Annotated in this window: 14 protein-coding genes; 7 read left to right on the plus strand and 7 right to left on the minus strand. The window is 74.4% G+C overall.

Translation table 11 applies throughout. The features are described from left to right. The first annotated feature begins 178 nt into the window (after nucleotides 1–178). Entirely contained in the window at nucleotides 179–1,561 is a 1,383-nt protein-coding gene (locus tag CHR28_RS03805) for an MFS transporter (protein WP_094051987.1), read from the plus strand. A 140-nt stretch (nucleotides 1,562–1,701) separates the two neighbouring features. On the opposite strand, the gene CHR28_RS03810 is transcribed toward CHR28_RS03805, so the two are convergent. The 4 genes from CHR28_RS03810 to lnt form a co-directional block, all read right to left on the minus strand. Further along, nucleotides 1,702–3,645 carry a helix-turn-helix domain-containing protein gene (locus tag CHR28_RS03810; protein WP_094051988.1) on the minus strand — a complete coding sequence of 648 codons (1,944 nt, stop codon included), beginning with the start codon at nucleotides 3,643–3,645 and terminating at the stop codon, nucleotides 1,702–1,704. A gap of 68 nt (nucleotides 3,646–3,713) precedes the next feature. Then, the gene (locus tag CHR28_RS03815; RefSeq protein WP_094051989.1) at nucleotides 3,714–4,514 is read right to left on the minus strand and encodes a 3-hydroxybutyrate dehydrogenase; all 801 of its coding nucleotides are present in this window, start codon (nucleotides 4,512–4,514) and stop codon (nucleotides 3,714–3,716) included. A gap of 54 nt (nucleotides 4,515–4,568) precedes the next feature. Further along, nucleotides 4,569–5,048, minus strand: coding sequence for an NUDIX hydrolase (locus tag CHR28_RS03820; RefSeq protein ID WP_094051990.1), 480 nt, complete (start codon nucleotides 5,046–5,048; stop codon nucleotides 4,569–4,571). A gap of 68 nt (nucleotides 5,049–5,116) precedes the next feature. Next, nucleotides 5,117–6,724, minus strand: coding sequence for an apolipoprotein N-acyltransferase (lnt, locus tag CHR28_RS03825; protein WP_094051991.1), 1,608 nt, complete (start codon nucleotides 6,722–6,724; stop codon nucleotides 5,117–5,119). A 287-nt stretch (nucleotides 6,725–7,011) separates the two neighbouring features. Between lnt and CHR28_RS03830 the strand changes: the two genes are divergently transcribed. After that, nucleotides 7,012–8,043: an O-antigen ligase family protein gene (locus tag CHR28_RS03830; RefSeq protein WP_256984117.1), complete on the plus strand. Its 1,032-nt coding sequence runs from the start codon at nucleotides 7,012–7,014 to the stop codon at nucleotides 8,041–8,043. Between the two features lie 28 nt (nucleotides 8,044–8,071). Here the strand turns inward: CHR28_RS03830 and CHR28_RS03835 are convergent, their stop codons facing one another. Next, complete coding sequence (locus CHR28_RS03835; RefSeq protein ID WP_094051993.1) at nucleotides 8,072–8,626, minus strand: hypothetical protein; 555 nt, start codon at nucleotides 8,624–8,626, stop codon at nucleotides 8,072–8,074. Nucleotides 8,627–8,755: 129 nt separating this feature from the next. Continuing rightward, nucleotides 8,756–9,541, minus strand: a complete 786-nt coding sequence (locus tag CHR28_RS03840; protein ID WP_094051994.1) for a glutamate racemase — start codon at nucleotides 9,539–9,541, stop codon at nucleotides 8,756–8,758. Nucleotides 9,542–9,580: 39 nt separating this feature from the next. On the opposite strand from CHR28_RS03840, the gene CHR28_RS03845 reads away from it, so the two are divergent. Further along, complete coding sequence (locus CHR28_RS03845; protein ID WP_094051995.1) at nucleotides 9,581–10,774, plus strand: glycosyltransferase; 1,194 nt, start codon at nucleotides 9,581–9,583, stop codon at nucleotides 10,772–10,774. A gap of 16 nt (nucleotides 10,775–10,790) precedes the next feature. Here the strand turns inward: CHR28_RS03845 and CHR28_RS03850 are convergent, their stop codons facing one another. Further along, nucleotides 10,791–12,089: a TerD family protein gene (locus tag CHR28_RS03850; RefSeq protein ID WP_094052143.1), complete on the minus strand. Its 1,299-nt coding sequence runs from the start codon at nucleotides 12,087–12,089 to the stop codon at nucleotides 10,791–10,793. A 296-nt stretch (nucleotides 12,090–12,385) separates the two neighbouring features. On the opposite strand from CHR28_RS03850, the gene CHR28_RS03855 reads away from it, so the two are divergent. The 4 genes from CHR28_RS03855 (at nucleotide 12,386) to CHR28_RS03870 (ending at nucleotide 17,158) form a co-directional block, all read left to right on the plus strand. Beyond that, the gene (locus tag CHR28_RS03855; RefSeq protein WP_094051996.1) at nucleotides 12,386–12,817 is read left to right on the plus strand and encodes a DUF6643 family protein; all 432 of its coding nucleotides are present in this window, start codon (nucleotides 12,386–12,388) and stop codon (nucleotides 12,815–12,817) included. A 68-nt stretch (nucleotides 12,818–12,885) separates the two neighbouring features. Further along, nucleotides 12,886–13,713: an MOSC domain-containing protein gene (locus CHR28_RS03860; RefSeq protein ID WP_094051997.1), complete on the plus strand. Its 828-nt coding sequence runs from the start codon at nucleotides 12,886–12,888 to the stop codon at nucleotides 13,711–13,713. 174 nt (nucleotides 13,714–13,887) lie between these two features. After that, nucleotides 13,888–14,493 carry an Rv1733c family protein gene (locus tag CHR28_RS03865; protein ID WP_094052144.1) on the plus strand — a complete coding sequence of 202 codons (606 nt, stop codon included), beginning with the start codon at nucleotides 13,888–13,890 and terminating at the stop codon, nucleotides 14,491–14,493. Nucleotides 14,494–14,719: 226 nt separating this feature from the next. After that, a complete protein-coding gene (locus tag CHR28_RS03870) occupies nucleotides 14,720–17,158 on the plus strand; it encodes a right-handed parallel beta-helix repeat-containing protein (RefSeq protein WP_094051998.1) in 2,439 nt (812 codons plus the stop codon). Nucleotides 17,159–17,163 lie beyond the last annotated feature (5 nt).

The following is a 17,163-nucleotide window of genomic DNA, read 5'->3' on the forward strand; positions in this document are numbered from 1 at the left end:
GTCCGCTCGCTGCCCGCGGTTGCCGAACTGCGACCAGGGAAACCGCCAGCGGGCATGGTGGTCTGACGCATAGTTATGGGCTTAACTATGGTGTCTCACCACATGTGCGCTTGACCTGCGGGTTTCTACGGTGTGCCGACACGTACCCGTCCCCACCGCACACGAGGAAGTGGCGCACATGGCCTCCGCAGCATCCGCTCCCCCAACGCCGAACAACCTCAAGCGCATCGTCGCCGCGTCCCTCATCGGCACCACCATCGAGTGGTACGACTTCTTCCTCTACGGCTCCGCCGCCGCGCTCGTCTTCAACAAGCTGTTCTTCCCCGACTCCGACCCGCTCGTCGGCACACTGCTGTCGTTCCTGACGTACGCCGTCGGATTCGCCGCCCGGCCCCTGGGCGCCCTGGTGTTCGGGCACTACGGCGACCGGCTCGGGCGCAAGAAGCTGCTGGTGCTGAGTCTGCTGCTGATGGGCGGGGCGACCTTCGCGATCGGACTGCTGCCCACGCACGCCACCATCGGCACCGCCGCGCCGGTCCTGCTCACCGTGCTCCGGCTGGTGCAGGGCTTCGCGCTCGGCGGCGAGTGGGGCGGCGCGGTGCTGCTCGTGTCGGAGCACGGGGACGCGCGGCGGCGCGGCTTCTGGGCCTCGTGGCCGCAGACCGGCGCACCGGCGGGGCAGCTCCTCGCCACCGGTGTGCTGTCCCTGCTGACCGCCCTGCTGTCGGACGCCGCGTTCACCAGCTGGGGCTGGCGGATCCCGTTCCTGCTCTCCGGTGTGCTGGTCATCGTCGGTTTGTGGATTCGTCTGTCTGTCGATGAATCGCCCGTGTTCAAGCAGGCGTTGGCGCAGGCCGAGGCGCGCAGCGCGGCCCGGGACGCGACGGCGGAGAAGCTTCCGCTCGTCGCCGTGCTGCGCCACCACTGGCGTGACGTCCTGGTCGCGATGGGCGCGCGCATGGCGGAGAACATCAGCTACTACGTGATCACCGCGTTCATCCTCGTCTACGCCACCACCTCGGCCGGCGTCTCCAAGCAGACCGCGCTCAACGCGGTGCTGATCGCCTCCGCCGTGCACTTCGCGGTCATCCCGGCGTGGGGCGCCCTCTCCGACCGGATCGGCCGCCGGCCCGTGTACCTGATGGGTGCGGTCGGGGTGGGGCTGTGGATGTTCCCCTTCTTCGCGCTGATCGACACCGGCGGCTTCGGCAGCCTGCTCCTGGCCGTGACCGTCGGGCTGGTGCTGCACGGGGCGATGTACGCGCCGCAGGCCGCGTTCTTCTCGGAGATGTTCGCGACGCGGATGCGGTACTCCGGGGCGTCCATCGGGGCCCAGTTCGCCTCGGTCGCGGCGGGCGCGCCGGCGCCGCTGATCGCCACCGCGCTGCTGTCCGACTACGGCAGCTCCACGCCGATCGCCCTGTACGTCATCGCCGCCGCCGTCCTCACGGTCATCGCGGTGGCGGCGGCCAAGGAGACCCGCCACCGGGACCTGGCCGATGTCGACGCCGCCGAGGCGACACCGACCGCGAGCACGCCGCACGACGCCCGGGCCCTCTGAGACGCACGCCCCAGGCCCCCGTGCGCCGCAGGCGTGCGGGGGCCGCGCCGTGGGGCAGTCGACCTGCGGTGCCGTGGGGGGCGGCCGCTGGGGCCGGTGCCCGGCGGGTCAGCCCCTCCCTGGGGGCAGTCCCCCCGGGGTCAGTGCCCCGTAGGTGACGACAGTCGGTGCAGTCGTAGCGCCAGTTGGATCTCCAGGGCGCGGGCCGGGCTCTGCCAGTCGTCGCCGAGGAGGCGGCCGACGCGCTCCAGGCGCTGGGCGACCGTGTTCACATGGACGTGCAGTTCGTCCTTGGTGCGCGCCGGGCTCATGCCGCAGTCGAAGTACGCGTCCAGGGTGCGCAGCAGCTCCGTGCCGCGGCGCCGGTCGTACTCCACGACCTGGCCGATGGTGCGGTCGACGAAGCCCGGGATGTCCCGGTCGCCGGCCAGCAGCAGCCCCAGGAAGCCGAAGTCCTCGGCGGCCGCCCCGTCCCCGGTGCGGCCGAGCAGGCGGAGGGCGTCGAGGCAGCGCCGGGCCTCCCCGTAGGCCGTGGCCACCGCGTCGGGACGGGTGGCGAGGCCGTCGGCGGGCCCGGAGGCGCCGACGGTGACCGGTGCGTGGACCGCCGTGCCCAGCTGCCGGGCGGCGCCGCGGGCCAGCTCGGTGGCGCTGCCGCCGGGGCCGAGGGGCAGCAGCAGGACCGTGCCGCCGTCACGGGCGGCGGCGAGGCCGTGCCGGGTCGCGGCGAGGTGGGACGCCGCGGCCGCCAGGCGTCTGCGGACGTCGGCCTCCTCGTCGGCGTCGGCGGCGCCGCCCTCCAGCCGTGCGGCCAGCACCACGTGCACGGCGTCGAGATCGGCGTCGAGGCGGGCCGCGCGCTCCCGCAGCACGCGCGGGTCGTGGTCGCGTGCGTCCAGCAGGTCGTCCAGCAGCTCCCCGCGCACCCGCTGCTCGGCCTCGGCGGCGGACCGGCGGGCCAGGAGCAGCAGGGACGTGACCATGGCGGCCCGCTCCAGCGTGCGCTGGTCGACGGGGTCGAGGCCCGGGTGGCCGCGCAGCACGAGCGCGCCGAGCAGTTCACCGCCGGCCGCGACGGCCGCGATCCAGTCGTCCTCGTGGCGTACCGCGTGGCCCTCCTCGCGGGAGGCCTCCAGGGCCTCCGCCGGTGCCGCGGCGGCCTCCGCGAACTCGACCGTGCCGTCGAGGACCTGGGAGACCGCGGCGGCCACGTCGTGCACCCCGCCGCCGCGCAGTACCAGTTCGGCGAGCCGGTCGTGCACGTCGGAGGCGCGCTCGATGACGCCGCTGCGGTCCCGGATGATCTCGTTGGCCCGCTCCAGACCGGCGAGGGCGGAGCGGGTCTCGGCGAGCAGGTTGGCGGTGTCGATGGCGGCGGCGGCCAGGGCGGCGAAGGAGCCCAGCAGGGCGATCTGCTCCCGCTCGAAGACCCGGGCCCGGCGGTCCGCCGCGAACAGCACGCCGATGACGTGGTGCCCCAGTGTCAGGGGCACGCCCAGGATCGCCACGAGTCCCTCGTCGCGCACGCCGGCGTCGATGGTGAGGGTGTGCTGGAAGCGGTCGTCCTTGAAGTAGTCGTCGGTGACGTAGGGGCGTGCCGTCTGGGCGACCAGGCCGCCGAGGCCCTCGCCCATGCCGAGCCGCAGCTGCTGGAACCGGGCGGCGACCGAGCCCTCGGTGACCCGCATGTAGGTGTCCCCGCGCGCCGGGTCGTTCAGGCTGAGGTAGGCGACGTCCGTGCCCAGCAGGGAGCGGGCGCGCTGGACGATCGCCTGGAGGACGGCGTCGAGGTCGCGCAGGCCGGCGAGGTCGTGGGCGGTCTCGAACAGCGCGGACAGCTCGGCCTCGCGGCGGCGCCGGCCCTCCAGCTCCGCGCGGACGCGCAGGGCGAGCGGCTTGGCCCGCTGGAGCGCCGCGATCCACTCCGGCGGCCGCCCTTCGGCGCGCGCGAGCAGCACCGGCTGCTCGTAGGCGTCGGCGGACGCGCCCCGGGCCAGGAGCTCCAGGTAGGGCGTCTCGGCGCTCGCCGGCCGTTCCCCGGGGCCGGCGGAGCGCTCGGCTTGCTGCACGTGATCGCTGGACATGCTCACAGGATTCACCATGACCCGGCCGTCCCGTCAGGCCTGTGGACAACTGCGGGGCGGCCCGGCGCTCAGTGGGCGGTCCAGCCGCCGTCGAGCACGAGCGAGGCGCCGGTCATGTAGGAGGCCTGCGGGGAGCACAGGTAGGCCACGGCCTCGGCGACCTCCTCCGGTTCGATGAGCCGCTTGAGGGCGCTGTCCTGGAGCAGCACCTCGGACAGCACGCGCTCCTCGGGGATGCCGTGGGCCCGCGCCTGGTCGGCGATCTGCGTCTCGACCAGGGGGGTGCGCACATAGCCGGGGTTCACACAGTTCGAGGTGACACCATGGGGCGCGCCTTCGAGGGCGGTGGTTTTGGACAGTCCCTCCAGGCCGTGTTTGGCGGCCACATAGGCCGACTTGTAGGCCGAGGCGCGCAGCCCGTGGACGGACGACACATTCACGATGCGGCCCCACCCCTGCCCGTACATGTGGGGCAGGGCGCCGCGGATGAGCCGGAACGGCGCCTCCAGCATGACGGTGAGCACGGTGTGGAAGACGTCGGGCGGGAACTGCTCGATGGGGCGCACGAGCTGCAGTCCGGCGTTGTTGACGAGCACGTCGGTGCCCGCGGCGGCGAGCTCGGCGGCGTCCAGGTCGGTGAGGTCGAGGACGTGCGGTTCCAGGGTGCCCGCGAGGCCGGTGCCCTGCGCGGCGAGCGCCTCCAGTCCGGCGGCGTCCCGGTCGACGGCTCTGACCTTGGCGCCGGCGGCGGCGAGCCGCAGGGCGCAGGCGCGGCCGATGCCGCCGGCGGCACCGGTGACGAGCGCGGTGCGGCCGCCGAGGTCGAGCGGGCTGGCGTGGGGAGCCGGGAGGACACGAGGCGCGGTCATGCCCCGACCCTAGGCAGGGCCGCAGCCCCGACCCATGTGGTCACACCCCACAGTTCAGCTGGATCCAGTGGGGCCGAACCATGTGGGGGCGTCCGACAGGGCCTGCTTGATCCGCAGCACTCCGAACTCGTTCAGCTCGGGCAGGGCATCGACGTCGAACCAGGCCACGTCCAGTGACTCGTCGTCGTTGACCCGGGCCTCGCCGCCGACGGCCCGGCAGCGGAAGGTGATGTCCATGTACTGGCAGACGTCGCCGTTCCCGTACGTCACGGGATCCAGGGCCTGGACCAGGACGACCCGTTCGGCGACGCAGCGCACGGCCGTCTCCTCGTAGACCTCGCGCACCGCGCACTCCGCCGGCTGCTCCCCCGGGTCCGGGATGCCGCCGATCACCGACCACCTGCGCGTGTCGGCCCGGCGGTTCAGCAGCACTCTGCCCTCGTCGTCGAAGACGAGGGCGGTGACCCCGGGGAGCCAGAGCAGCTGGTGGCCCGCGGAGGCGCGGAGCGTGCGGATGAAGTCAGGAGTAGCCATGGTCACGACCCTAAAGGGCCGGTCCGGGCGCCCTGGCCGGTTTCAGGCGGCGTGCGACCGGCGTACGGCTACACGTCACCGGCGCGTCGCCCGCGCAGGCCGGCGCCCACGGCCCAGCCGAGTCCGCCGGCCGCGACGAGCACGAGCGCGATCTCCGGCAGGACGCCGAGCCGGGTGGCGGGGGTCTGCGAGGAGCGCAGCGGCACCTTCTGCACCAGCGAGTCGGCCACGAACATGCCGGTCCGCTGGGTGATCCTGCCGTCCGGCATGATGAAGGCGCTGACCCCGCTGGTCACCGGCACGGCGACGGTCCGGCTGTGCTCGACCGCGCGGACGCGGGACATGGCGAGCTGCTGGTACGTCATCTCGCTGCGGTCGAAGGTGGCGTTGTTGCTCGGCACGGAGATCATCTGGGCGCCGTCGGTGACCTCGGAGCGCACGGCCCAGTCGAAGGCGGCCTCGTAGCAGGTGACCAGGCCGACCTCGGCGCCGTCCATGGTGAACACGCCCGGCTCGGTGCCCCGGCTGAAGTCCTGGCGGACCATGGCCGTCCAGGCCGGGTTGATCGCGCCGATGAGCGAGCGCAGCGGCAGGTACTCGCCGAAGGGCTGGATCTGGCGCTTGTCGTAGGTGTCGACCGGTCCCTTGGCCGGATCCCACAGGATCTGCTCGTTGTACAGCCTGCCGTCGCGTTCGACGACGCCGCCGACGGAGATGGGCACGCCCACGGCCCGGGCCGCCGCATCGATCACCGCGCGGGCGTCGGGGTTGGCGAAGGGGTCGATGTCGGAGGAGTTCTCCGGCCAGAGCACGAAGTCGGGCCGGGCGACCTTGCCGGCGTCGACGTCGGCGGCCAGGCGCTCGGTCTCGCGCGCGTGGTAGTCGAGGACGGCCCGCCGCTGGGCGTTGAAGTCGAGACCGGCGCGCGGCACGTTGCCCTGGATCACCGCGACGGTGACGCTGCCGTCCTCGGCCTCGTCGCTGACCAGGGGGCGGGCCGCGAACGCCCCGAGGACCGGGACGCCCAGGCTCAGCGCGGCCGCGGCGGCCGCCGCGGGCCGCACGAGCCCGGTGGCCCGCCTGTCGAGAATCAGACGCACGACTTCGAAGAGGCCGAAGCCGCACAGGACGACGGCGAAGCCGAGCACGGGGGTGCCGCCCACCGCGGCGAGCGGCAGGAACACGCCGTCCGCCTGCCCGAACGCGACCTTGCCCCAGGGAAAGCCGTTGAAGGGCGCACGCGCGCGTGCCGCCTCGCCCGCGATCCACACGGCGGCCGCCCACACGGCCGCGCCGGGCAGTTTCGACACGGCCGCGATCCCCGCGCCGACCAGCGCGACGAAGACCGCCTCGATGGCCACCAGGGCGAGCCAGGGGCCCGGCCCCACCTCCACCCCGGTCCACACCAGCAGCGGCAGCAGGAAGCCGAGGCCGAAGAGGTATCCGAGGCCGAGTCCCGCCTTCCAGCCGCGCCCGCGCAGCACCCAGGCGAAGACGGCGAAGGCCGGTGGGGCCAGCCACCACAGGGTGCGGGGCGGGAAGCTGACGTAGAGGAGCAGGCCGGAGAGCGCGGCTGCGGCGGCCGGGACGAGCCGCCGGGCCCAGACGCGCGCCCGGGGCGCGGTCCGCGGGTCCAGCTGGTCCGACTCGTCGACGGAGGTTGCGGTGACGGTCACTCCCGGAGTCTAAGTCGACCGGCCTGCGCACCGACAGCGCGGTCCGCGGCGCCCCGGGCCCCGCGGGTGCCGCGGCCTGCTGCTCATTTCGTCACGACACATCCCCAAAATGTCCACCAGCCGTTACGGTGTGCCGAAGCCTCAGTCCCGCGGCCGGTGACGGTCCCGGTGACCGGGGTCTTCACAGGTCGGGGGCGACTGGTGCGGGCGACGGGTGCGGGGGGCGTGGCGTGGTGGGTCGAGGCGGGGTGTCCGCGTCCGGGCCGGACGCGGACGGCGAGAGAAGAATCGTTTCCGACGCGACGGGTGTCGTGGTGCTGGGGGCCTGCGCCGGCTGGTCCCTGATCACGGCGGCGGCGCACGACGGCCGGCCGGAGGGCGTGCTTCTCGCGGTGCTGGCCGTGGCGGCCGGGTACGCGGCGGGCCGGATCGGCGGGGCCCTGCTGCCGGTCGGGGCCCCGTGCGCCGGTGCGCTGGCCGGGGTCGGGCTGACGCTGGCCGTGCCGCATCTGGCTCCGGGCCCGCAGATCTCCGCGCCGCTGGGGCACGCGGGGGCCACCGCGGCGGTGCTGACGCTGTCGGCGGGTGCCGCGTGCTGCGCGGCCTGGGCCGCTCCGGGCTTCCTCGCACGGTTCGCGCTGCGTCTGCTGGCCGCGGGCACCGCGGTGCTGGCGGCGGTGCTCGGTTCGGCCACCGGGTGTGTCACCTGTGTCGCGGTGCTGCTGTGCTCGCTGGCCGCCGGCCGCACCCGGCACCGCGGCGCCGGCCTCGCGGTGCTGGCCGCCGTGGCGGCGGTGGTGACGGGCCTGACCTGGGCGGTGGCGTCGGGGAGCGTGCCGGGCGGGTTCGCCGCCGCCCTCGAGGGACGGCTGACGACGCACCGGGTCCAGCTGTGGCAGGACGCCTGGCACCTGCTGCGCGACAACAGCGCCCTGGGGGCGGGCCCGGGCCGCTTCGGGGAGCTGAGCCCGGCGTCGGCCCCGTCGCTGCTGTCCGACGGCAAGCCGCACTCGGCGGCGTTGCAGCAGGCGGCCGAGCAGGGTCTCGTCGGGCTGGCGCTGCTGGTGTCGGCGTTCGGCTGGATGATGTACGCGCTGTGGCGCGGCCCGCGCCCGACCCCCGTGGCCCTGACCGCGGGCGCGGCCCTGACGGCGCTCGCCGCCATCGCCGCGATCGGCAACGCGCTGAGCTTCACGGCGGTGTCGGTGGGGGCCGGACTGCTGGCGGGCCTGGCGACGGCCCGGCCGCTGGCCGAGGAGCCACCGAGCCGCTCGACGGATCCGCACGCGCGGGACGGCGGACGCGCTCCCGCCTGGTGACCGGCTCCCGGGGAGGCGCCTCGATGCCTCAGTGCGCGGGTGCCCCGGGTTTCCCGGGCCGCAGCCGCGCCTTGATCACCCGCACGGCCGCCTCCGCGTCGTCCACGGTGACGGTGAAGGTGTGTCCGTCCCACAGCTCCAGCACGACGCCCTCGCCCCGGCGCACCACCACCGCGGTGCCCTTCTCGGGCCGCCAGCGGTAGCCCCAGCCGCCCCAGTGGCGGGGCGTGACGTGGGAGATGTAGGTGGCGCCCGCCACGTGGGAGAGGGGGATACGGCGGCGGGGGACGCCGATGTGGCCGCAGCGCACCTCCAGGTGGTCCTCGTCGACCCGCAGGGCGACGTGGACGAAGGCGAGGGTCCCGAAGAGGACCAGCAGCCCGGCGGCGATGCAGCCGACGACGGCCATGACGAGCGGGGCGGCGCCGGACGTCCACGCCGAGTCGACGGCCAGCTCGATGCCGAGCGCCATGCAGGCGGCGCCGACGAGCGCCAGCAGCCACTGGACCCGGTTGGTGGCCCGGCCGGTCCAGACCCCGGCAGGCACGTGGGAGGCGTTCTCGCCGTGGCGGTGGTCCCTCATGCCTTTGAGGGTACTCAGGTTTCGCTCCGCTGGTACCTCGTGGCGGAGCGTGACTGGGCCGGGTGGGCGGGGCACCGGCCCGGGCGGACGGTTACCCGGGGAGGCGACGGCCGTCGCGCGTGGTGGGGGTCAGCCAGCCGGGGTGACCGCCTGCAGCAGCCGCCCCTCCTCGTAGGCCAGGGCGGGAGCGGGCAGGGTGCCCTCGCGTCCGCTGAGCAGCACGGTCAGCGTGCCGTGGGGCGTGGCCCCGGGCGTGGGCTGTGCGCCGAGCCGGCGCAGGGCCTGGGCGGCCACGGCGCCCGCGGAGCCGTGCAGCACCAGGGGCGGGCGGCCGGGGCGCTGCACGGCGGACCGGATGCGCTCGGCGACCAGCTCGTAGTGGGTGCAGCCCAGGACGACGGTGGTCACGTCCTCGGGGGTCAGCGCGGCGGCCGCGGCCACGGCGGCGTCGATGGCCGCCTCGTCGGCGTGCTCCACGGCCTCGGCCAGTCCCCAGCAGGGCACTTCGGTGACGGGCACGCCACCGGCGAAGTCGCGGATCAGGGCCCGCTGGTACGGGCTGCCGGTGGTGGCGGGGGTGGCCCAGATGGCGAGGTGACCGCCCCCGGCCGCGGCGGGCTTGATCGCCGGGACGGTTCCGACGACCGGGAGCTCCGGTTCGAGGCGGGCACGCAGGGCGGTGAGGGCGTGCACGGTCGCGGTGTTGCAGCCGACGATCAGTGCGTCGGGGCGGCGCGCGGCGGCCGCCTCGGCCACGGCCAGGGCGCGCTCGGTCAGGTCCTGTGGAGTGCGCGGGCCCCACGGCATGCCGTCGGGGTCCAGGGAGAGCACGAGATCGGCGTCGGGGCGCAGCCGCCGTACCGCTGCGGTGGCCGCCAGCAGACCGATACCGGAGTCCATGAGCGCGATCTTCACCCGATCACGATAGACGATGAGCGCTCCGGGGCCGCTCCCGTGGGGCAGACTGCGCGCGTGAGCGCCCTTGTCTGGACTGCCGCTGGATCGCTTCTCGCCTGGCTGTGGCTGCTGCTCTGCCAGGGCTTCTTCTGGCGCACGGACGTGCGCCTGCCACCGCGCCGGGAGCCGGACGTCTGGCCGCCGGTGTGCGTCGTCGTCCCGGCCCGCGACGAGGCGGCCGTGCTGCCCGCCGCGCTGCCGTCCCTGCTGCTGCAGGACTACCAGGGCCGGGCGGAGGTCTTCCTGGTCGACGACGGCAGTACGGACGGCACCGGTGCGCTCGCGCGGGAGCTGGCGGACCGGCACGGCGGGCTGCCGCTGACCGTGTCCTCGCCGGGCGAACCGCCGGCGGGCTGGACCGGCAAGCTGTGGGCGGTGCGCCACGGCATCGGTCTGGCACGCGCGCGTGGCCCGGAGTACCTGCTGCTGACGGACGCCGACATCGCGCACGCGCCGGACAGTCTGCGGGAGCTGGTGGCGGCGGCCCGCTCGGGAGCTTTCGACGTCGTCTCCCAGATGGCCCGGCTGCGGGTGGAGAGCGTGTGGGAACGCTTCGTGGTGCCGGCCTTCGTCTACTTCTTCGCGCAGCTCTACCCCTTCCGCCGGATCAGCGGGGTTGGGACGCGGACGGCGGCCGCCGCCGGGGGCTGTGTCCTGCTGCGGGCCGAGACCGCCGGGCGGGCGCGGATCCCGGACGCCATCCGGCACGCCGTGATCGACGACGTGGCCCTAGCGCGAGCCGTCAAGGGCGCCGGCGGCCGCGTCTGGCTGGGGCTCGCGGACCGGGTCGACAGCGTGCGGCCGTATCCGCGGCTGGGTGATCTGTGGCGGATGGTCTCGCGCAGTGCCTACGCGCAGCTGCGCCACCAGCCGCTGCTGCTGGCCGGGACGGTGGCCGGGCTGGTGCTGGTCTATCTGGTGCCGCCCGCGGCCGTGGTCGCCGGTCTTGCCGGGGGCGATGCGGCGGCAGCGGTCACCGGCGGGCTCGCCTGGCTCGTCATGGCGGGGACGTACGTCCCGATGCTCCGCTACTACGGGCAGCCCCTGTGGCTCGCTCCCCTGCTGCCGTTCACCGCGTTCCTGTATCTGCTGATGACGGTCGACTCGGCGGTGCAGCACTACCGCGGACGCGGTGCGGCCTGGAAGGGCCGCACCTACGCGCGCCCGGAAGCCCTGCCCGACGAGGGCTGACGGCCGCCCACGGGGGTCACTTCCTGCCGGGGGTCCAGTTCATGCCCCACCCGTAGGCGTAGTCGACGGTGCGCTGGGGGCTCACGCCGCGCTCGGGCACCAGGTACCGCGCCTCGCGCTGGACGACCAGGTCGCCGCCCGTGTTGGTGATCAGCGCCAGGGCGCACACGAGTGAGGGGACCGTGCACTCGTCGAGGGAGAACTCGATCGGCGCCCCGTGCTGCGGCCGGAGGGTGACCGTCGCGTTCAGGTCCGCGAAGGAACGGGCGCCTTCGTAGATGGTGACGAAAACGAGGATGCGCCGGAAGGCGTGCTTGTGGTCGAGATTGACGGTGAGGTTCTCACCGGACGCCACGGCTCCGGTGCGGTCGTCACCGTCGAGGTGGATGTACGGGGGCTGGTGCAGCGCCCCGAAGCTGTTGCCGAGGGCCTGGACGACGCCCTTGCTGCCGTCGGTGAGTTCGTACAGCGCGCACAGGTCGAGGTCGAGGTCGGAGTGGAGCGCGGTCGGGCGCCCGAACTTGCTGCTCCACCCCGAGAACTGCTTGCGCACCTCCCAGTTGAGGTTCACGTGCAGCGCGCCGGAGGTGCCGCCCTGCTTGGTGAGAGAGACGGAGGGGGCCGACTTGGTGAGCGTCACCTTCGTGAGGCGGACGGGCTGGGCGGCGGGGGGCGTGGCGGGCGGCGGCGGGGCCACGGGCTGCGTCGCGGGCGGGCGGGTGTACGACGGAGCGGCGGCGGGAGGCGCCGGGGCGGCCGTCGGGGCGGGGGCCGCGGGAGCGGGGGCCGCCCGCTGCGGTTCGTCGACCGTGATGCCGTAGTCCGTGGCGAGTCCTTCGAGGCCGCTGCTGTAGCCCTGGCCGACGGCGCGGAACTTCCAGGCGCCCTGGCGGCGGTAGAACTCGCCGAGCACGAAGGCGGTTTCGGTGGTGGCGCCCGGGTTCTCGAAACGCGCCACCGGCGTGCCCTGGGCGGCGTCCCGGACCTCGACGTACAGATCGGGGACCTGCCCGAACGTGCCGCCGTCGGCGGAGGCGGCGAGGACGACCGTTTCGACGGCGGGCTCCACGCGCGCGAGGTCGACCAGGACCGTGTCGGTGATCCGGCCGCCGGCGTCGCGTTTGCCCTCGTGCCGGATCGCGCCGGAGGAGTGCGCGGGCTGGTTGTAGAAGACGAAGTCCGCGTCGGAGCGGACCTTTCCCGCGACCAGCAGCAGGGCGGAGGCGTCGGCGTCCGGCACGCCCGGTCCGCCGCGCCAGCCCACTTCCACGCGCAGGGCCGCGGTGGGAACCGGAGTGTTCGAACCTTTCAGCATGTGCATCGCCGCCCCCATGGTGTGGCACGCGCCGGGACCGCCCCGGCCGTCCGTCGAGTCGTGTCGGCTCAACCTATTCCTCCCGGCCCGGAACTCCCATGCACCGGTCGCCGGAAGATCGGTGGCCAACCGCTGGTAACCCGCCCGGAACTCGGGCTTTACACGATCACCGACCGGTTCGGTGCCCCTTTTTGCCGAGTTCGCTCGCATTGGGGATCCCGGGTCACTGCGGACACGGAAAACAACCCTCTTATCGGTCTCCCCAACCAGCACATCGTGGGCTTAACTTATGTGCCATGACCTCCCCCCGCTCCACCTATGGCGGCGGCTACTACTCCGCCTCCTTCCCGGACACCCCGATCTACGACAAGCTCGTCGCCGAGCGGGGCACCCCGCAGATCGCCCCGATCCGGGTCCCCGCGCAGTACGACATGCCGGGCAGCCACCTGCCCGCCCTCCCGTCGGCGCTGCCCGCGCTGCCGGCGGCTCCCGCCCAGCCCGCCTACGGCTACCCGCAGGCCCAGCAGCCGGCCCCGCTCCAGCAGGCGCCCGCGGCGTACATCCCGCAGCAGGCGACCGCTCCGCGCGGCTACCCCGGCCCGCAGTACCAGCAGCAGCCCCGTCCGGCGGCACCCGCGGGCTACGAGGCCATGCGCCCCGCGGCTCCCCGTCCGGCCCCGGCTCCCTACCAGGATCCGTACAACAACCAGCAGTACCGCGGGTACTGAGCCGCCGGTACCGCGGATAGCGAGCCGCCCCCAGCGGGGCTGTCCGTGCCGGCTGGCACGATAGCCCCATGGGGAACGCACACCTGCACGCGATTCACGTCCATCCGGTCAAGGCGGTCCGGGGCCTCGCGCCCCGGGAGGCCGTCGTGGAGCCCTGGGGGCTGGCCGGAGACCGGCGCTGGCTGCTCGTCGACGACGGGGGAAAGGTCGTCACGCAGCGCCGGCAGCCGCGCCTCGCACTGGCCGCCGCCGAGCTCCTGCCGGACGGCGGCGTCCGGCTGTCCGCGCCCGGCATGGAACCGCTGACGGTGCCGGTCCCCCGGCCGCTCGGCACGGTGCCGGTGCAGATCTTCAACGACAAGGTCGACGCGGTGCCGGCCGAGGGCGAGGCGGCACACGCCTGGTGCAGCCGCTACCTGGGCATCGGCGCCCGTCTCGCCTACATGGACGACCCCGCCACACGCCGGCCGGTCGACCCCCGCTACGCCCGCCCCGGCGAGACGGTCTCCTTCGCCGACGGCTTCCCCCTGCTGCTCACCACGACGGCCTCGCTCGACGCCCTCAACTCCCTGATCGCGCAGGGGGATCACGCGCAGGAGGGCCCGCTGCCCATGGACCGCTTCCGGCCCAACGTGGTCGTGGCGGGCACCGACGCCTGGGCCGAGGACCACTGGTCGCTCATCGCCGTCGGGGAGGTGACCTTCCGCGTCGCCAAGCCGTGCGGGCGCTGCGTGGTGACCACCACCGACCAGGGCTCGGGCGAGCGCGGCCGGGAACCGCTGCACAGCCTCGGGCAGCACCGGCGGCTGGACGGGAAGCTGGTCTTCGGGCAGAACCTGGTGCCGCAGTCGCGCGGCACCATCCGGCTCGGCGACCCCGTCACGATCCTCGGATAGCGCGGGCGCCACCATCGCCGCCGCCGGGCGGGAACCGCGCCGCCGGACCGGGCGTTGGCGTGGTGGGAGACGTTCACGAGAGGCCGGGAGAGGTGATCTCGCTCTCTCTCGGCGGATTCCGCTCGTGGGCGGCTCCGCCGGGGGTTATCACGGAGCGGGAAGGGGGTGCGGGCGGTGCGAGCGATCAGCGGACTCTGGCGCTGGCGGCGCAATCCGCTGTGCCGCGCGACCGATCTGGCCGAGGCCTGGGTGGCGCTGGCAGCCCTGCTGCTCGTCCTGCTGGCCGCCCCGCTGGCCGGAGTCCTCGCCGGCGGCGCCGCACAGGACGCCTTGCAGCGCTCCGTGCGCGAACAGCACCGGGCGCGGCACCTGGTGACGGCCACCGTGGTCCGCGAGCTGGACCGCTCCCCGCTGGACGTCGACCCCGAGACGTCGACCGGCCGGGACATGCGCACGCGCGTCCTCGCCGACTGGACCGCCCCCGACGGCACCGCCCGCCGGGGCCCGGTGCTTGCGGGCCTGAAGGACCCGCGGCCGGGTGAGGTGTTCCGCATCTGGACCGACCGGCACGGCCGGATGGTGGCCCGTCCGCTGGACTCCGCGACGGCGTCGACGCACGCGGTCCTCGCCGGCTTCGGCGCGGCCCTGGTGGCCGGCGGCCTCGTCGAGGGCGGCAGACGGCTGATCGTCTGGCGCATGGTCCGCCGCCGGTACGCCCGTTGGGACCAGGCATGGGACAGGGCGGGCCCGGACTGGGGCAGGACGGGCACCGGCAGCTGACAGCCTTCCGGCTCTGGTCAACCCACCACCCGCGCGCACGCTACGGTGGTCCGGCCGAACCGTTCGGCACAACCCGCGTGCGAGCGAGCAGGAGGGGCGCGCCGGGTGTCGACGCCGCGCGCGACCGGCCCGCCGGGCCGGAATACGCCGCGGTCCCGGCACCGCCCGGCCCGCCCCGAGGGCGAACGAGCCATCAGTACGACCGAGGTGGGGGCACAGCTACACCATGGCACAGGGCACGGTCCAGGTGACGCACACCGGCACGTCGCGGTGGCGGCGCCGCACGGGTGAGTACGCATCGCTCGCCGCCGCCCTGGAGGCCGCGGCCGACGGCGACGTCCTCACCGTCGCCCCCGGCACCTACCGGGAGAACCTCGTCGTGCAGCGGGCGGTGACCCTGCGCGGTCCGGAGAACGCGCCGGGCTCGGTGCGGATCGCGCCCGTGGACGGGGTGCCGCTGACCGTGCGGGCCTCGGCGGTGGTCCAGGACCTGTACGTGGAGGGCCAGGACGCGGCCTCCCCGGCCGTGCTGGTGGAGGAGGGCACCCCGGAGCTGCGGGACGTGCGGGTGGTGACGCGGTCCGCCGCCGGGATCGAGGTGCGCGGCAGTGCCCGGCCCACGGTCCGGCGCTGCGCGGTCGACAATCCGGCGGGCGTCGGCATCGCCGTACTGGACGGCGCGGGCGGGGTGTTCGAGGAGTGCGAGGTCGTCGCGGCCGGCCAGGCGGGCGTGGCGGTGCGCGGCGGCGCCCACCCCCGGCTGGAGCGCTGCAAGGTGCACCACGCCTCGGGCTCGGGCCTGTCGGCGACCGGGGAGAACTCGGCGCTGGAGGCGGTGGGCTGCGAGATCTACGAGGTGCGGGGCAGCGGTGTGCACATCACCGGCCGGGCCACGGCGCACCTCACCGACTGCGATGTGCACCGCACGACGGCCGACGGGGTCACGCTCGACACGGACGCGGTGCTGACGCTCGCCGACTGCCGTATCCACGACATCCCGGAGAACGCGGTCGACCTGCGCTCCCGCTCGGTCCTCACGCTGACGCGCACCACGGTGCGGCAGTTCGGGCGCAACGGCCTGTCGGTGTGGGACCCGGGCACGCGCGTGGACGCCAACCAGTGCGAGATCTTCGACAGCACGGGCGACTACCCGGCGGTGTGGGTCAGCGACGGCGCCACCGCCGTCCTGGACTCCTGCCGGGTGCACGACGTGCCGGACGCCCTGTTCGTGCTCGACCGCGGCTCACGGGCCGACGTGGTGGACAGCGACCTGTCGCAGGTGCGCAACACGGCCGTGTCGGTGAGCGACGGCGCGACCGCGCAGCTCGACGACTGCCGGATCCGGGACGCGGCGACGGGCGCCTGGTTCCGCGACCACGGCAGCGGCGGCACGCTCGGGAACTGCACGATCGACGGCACCCAGACCGGCGTGATCGTCACCAAGGGAGCCGACCCGACCGTGGAGCGCTGCACGGTCGACTCCCCGGCGGAGGCGGGTGTCTACGTCTCGGCGGGGGGCCGCGGCAGCTTCGTGAACTGCCGTGTGACGGGCAGCGGCGGCTACGGCTTCCACGTGATCGACGGCAGCCGCACGACCCTGCGCAAGTGCCGCACGGAGCGGTGCGCGCGCGGCGGCTACGAGTTCGCGGACGGCGGCGGGGACGCGGCGTCCGGGACGGGGCCCGTCGTGGAGGACTGCACCAGCGACGAGAGCGTGGGGCTGCGGGCGCCGGCGGCGGCGCCGGAGCCGGTCGTGCAGACGGCGGGCCACTCCCCCGGCCTGCTGAGCGCGGTCCCGGGGCAGCGCGCCGAACCGGAGTCCCCGGCCCCGGTCGCGGAGCCCGCGCCGCCGTCCCGCGACTCCAAGGACGTCCTCGGCGAACTGGACGCGCTGGTGGGCCTGGAGAGCGTCAAGCGGGAGGTGCGCGCCCTCACGGACATGATCGAGGTGGGCCGCCGGCGGCAGCAGGCGGGCCTGAAGGCGGCGTCGGTCAAGCGGCACCTGGTCTTCACCGGCTCCCCCGGCACCGGCAAGACCACCGTCGCGCGCCTGTACGGCGAGATCCTCGCCTCCCTCGGGGTGCTGGAGAAGGGCCACCTGGTGGAGGTGTCCCGGGTCGACCTGGTCGGGGAGCACATCGGCTCCACGGCCATCCGCACGCAGGAGGCGTTCGAGAAGGCGCGCGGCGGCGTGCTGTTCATCGACGAGGCGTACGCGCTGTCCCCGGAGGACGCGGGCCGCGACTTCGGCAAGGAGGCCATCGACACGCTGGTGAAGCTGATGGAGGACCACCGGGACGCGGTCGTGGTGATCGTCGCGGGCTACACCGCCGAGATGGAGCGTTTCCTGTCGGTCAACCCCGGGGTGGCGTCCCGCTTCTCGCGGACCATCACCTTCAGCGACTACGGCCCGGAGGACCTGCTGCGGATCGTGGAGCAGCAGGCCGAGGAGCACGAGTACCGGCTCGCGCCGGGTGCGGACGAGGCGCTGCGGACGTACTTCACGCGGCTCCCGAAGGGCCCGGCGTTCGGCAACGGCCGTACGGCGCGGCAGACGTTCGAGGCGATGGTGGAGCGGCACGCGAGCCGGGTCGCCCAGCTCGCGGAGCCGAGCACGGACGACCTGACGCTGCTCTACGCCGAGGATCTCCCCGAGCTGCTCTGAACCGC

The sequence above is a fragment of the Streptomyces sp. XY006 genome (assembly GCF_002237655.1).
In the GTDB taxonomy this organism is placed as follows: Bacteria; Actinomycetota; Actinomycetes; order Streptomycetales; family Streptomycetaceae; genus Streptomyces; species Streptomyces levis.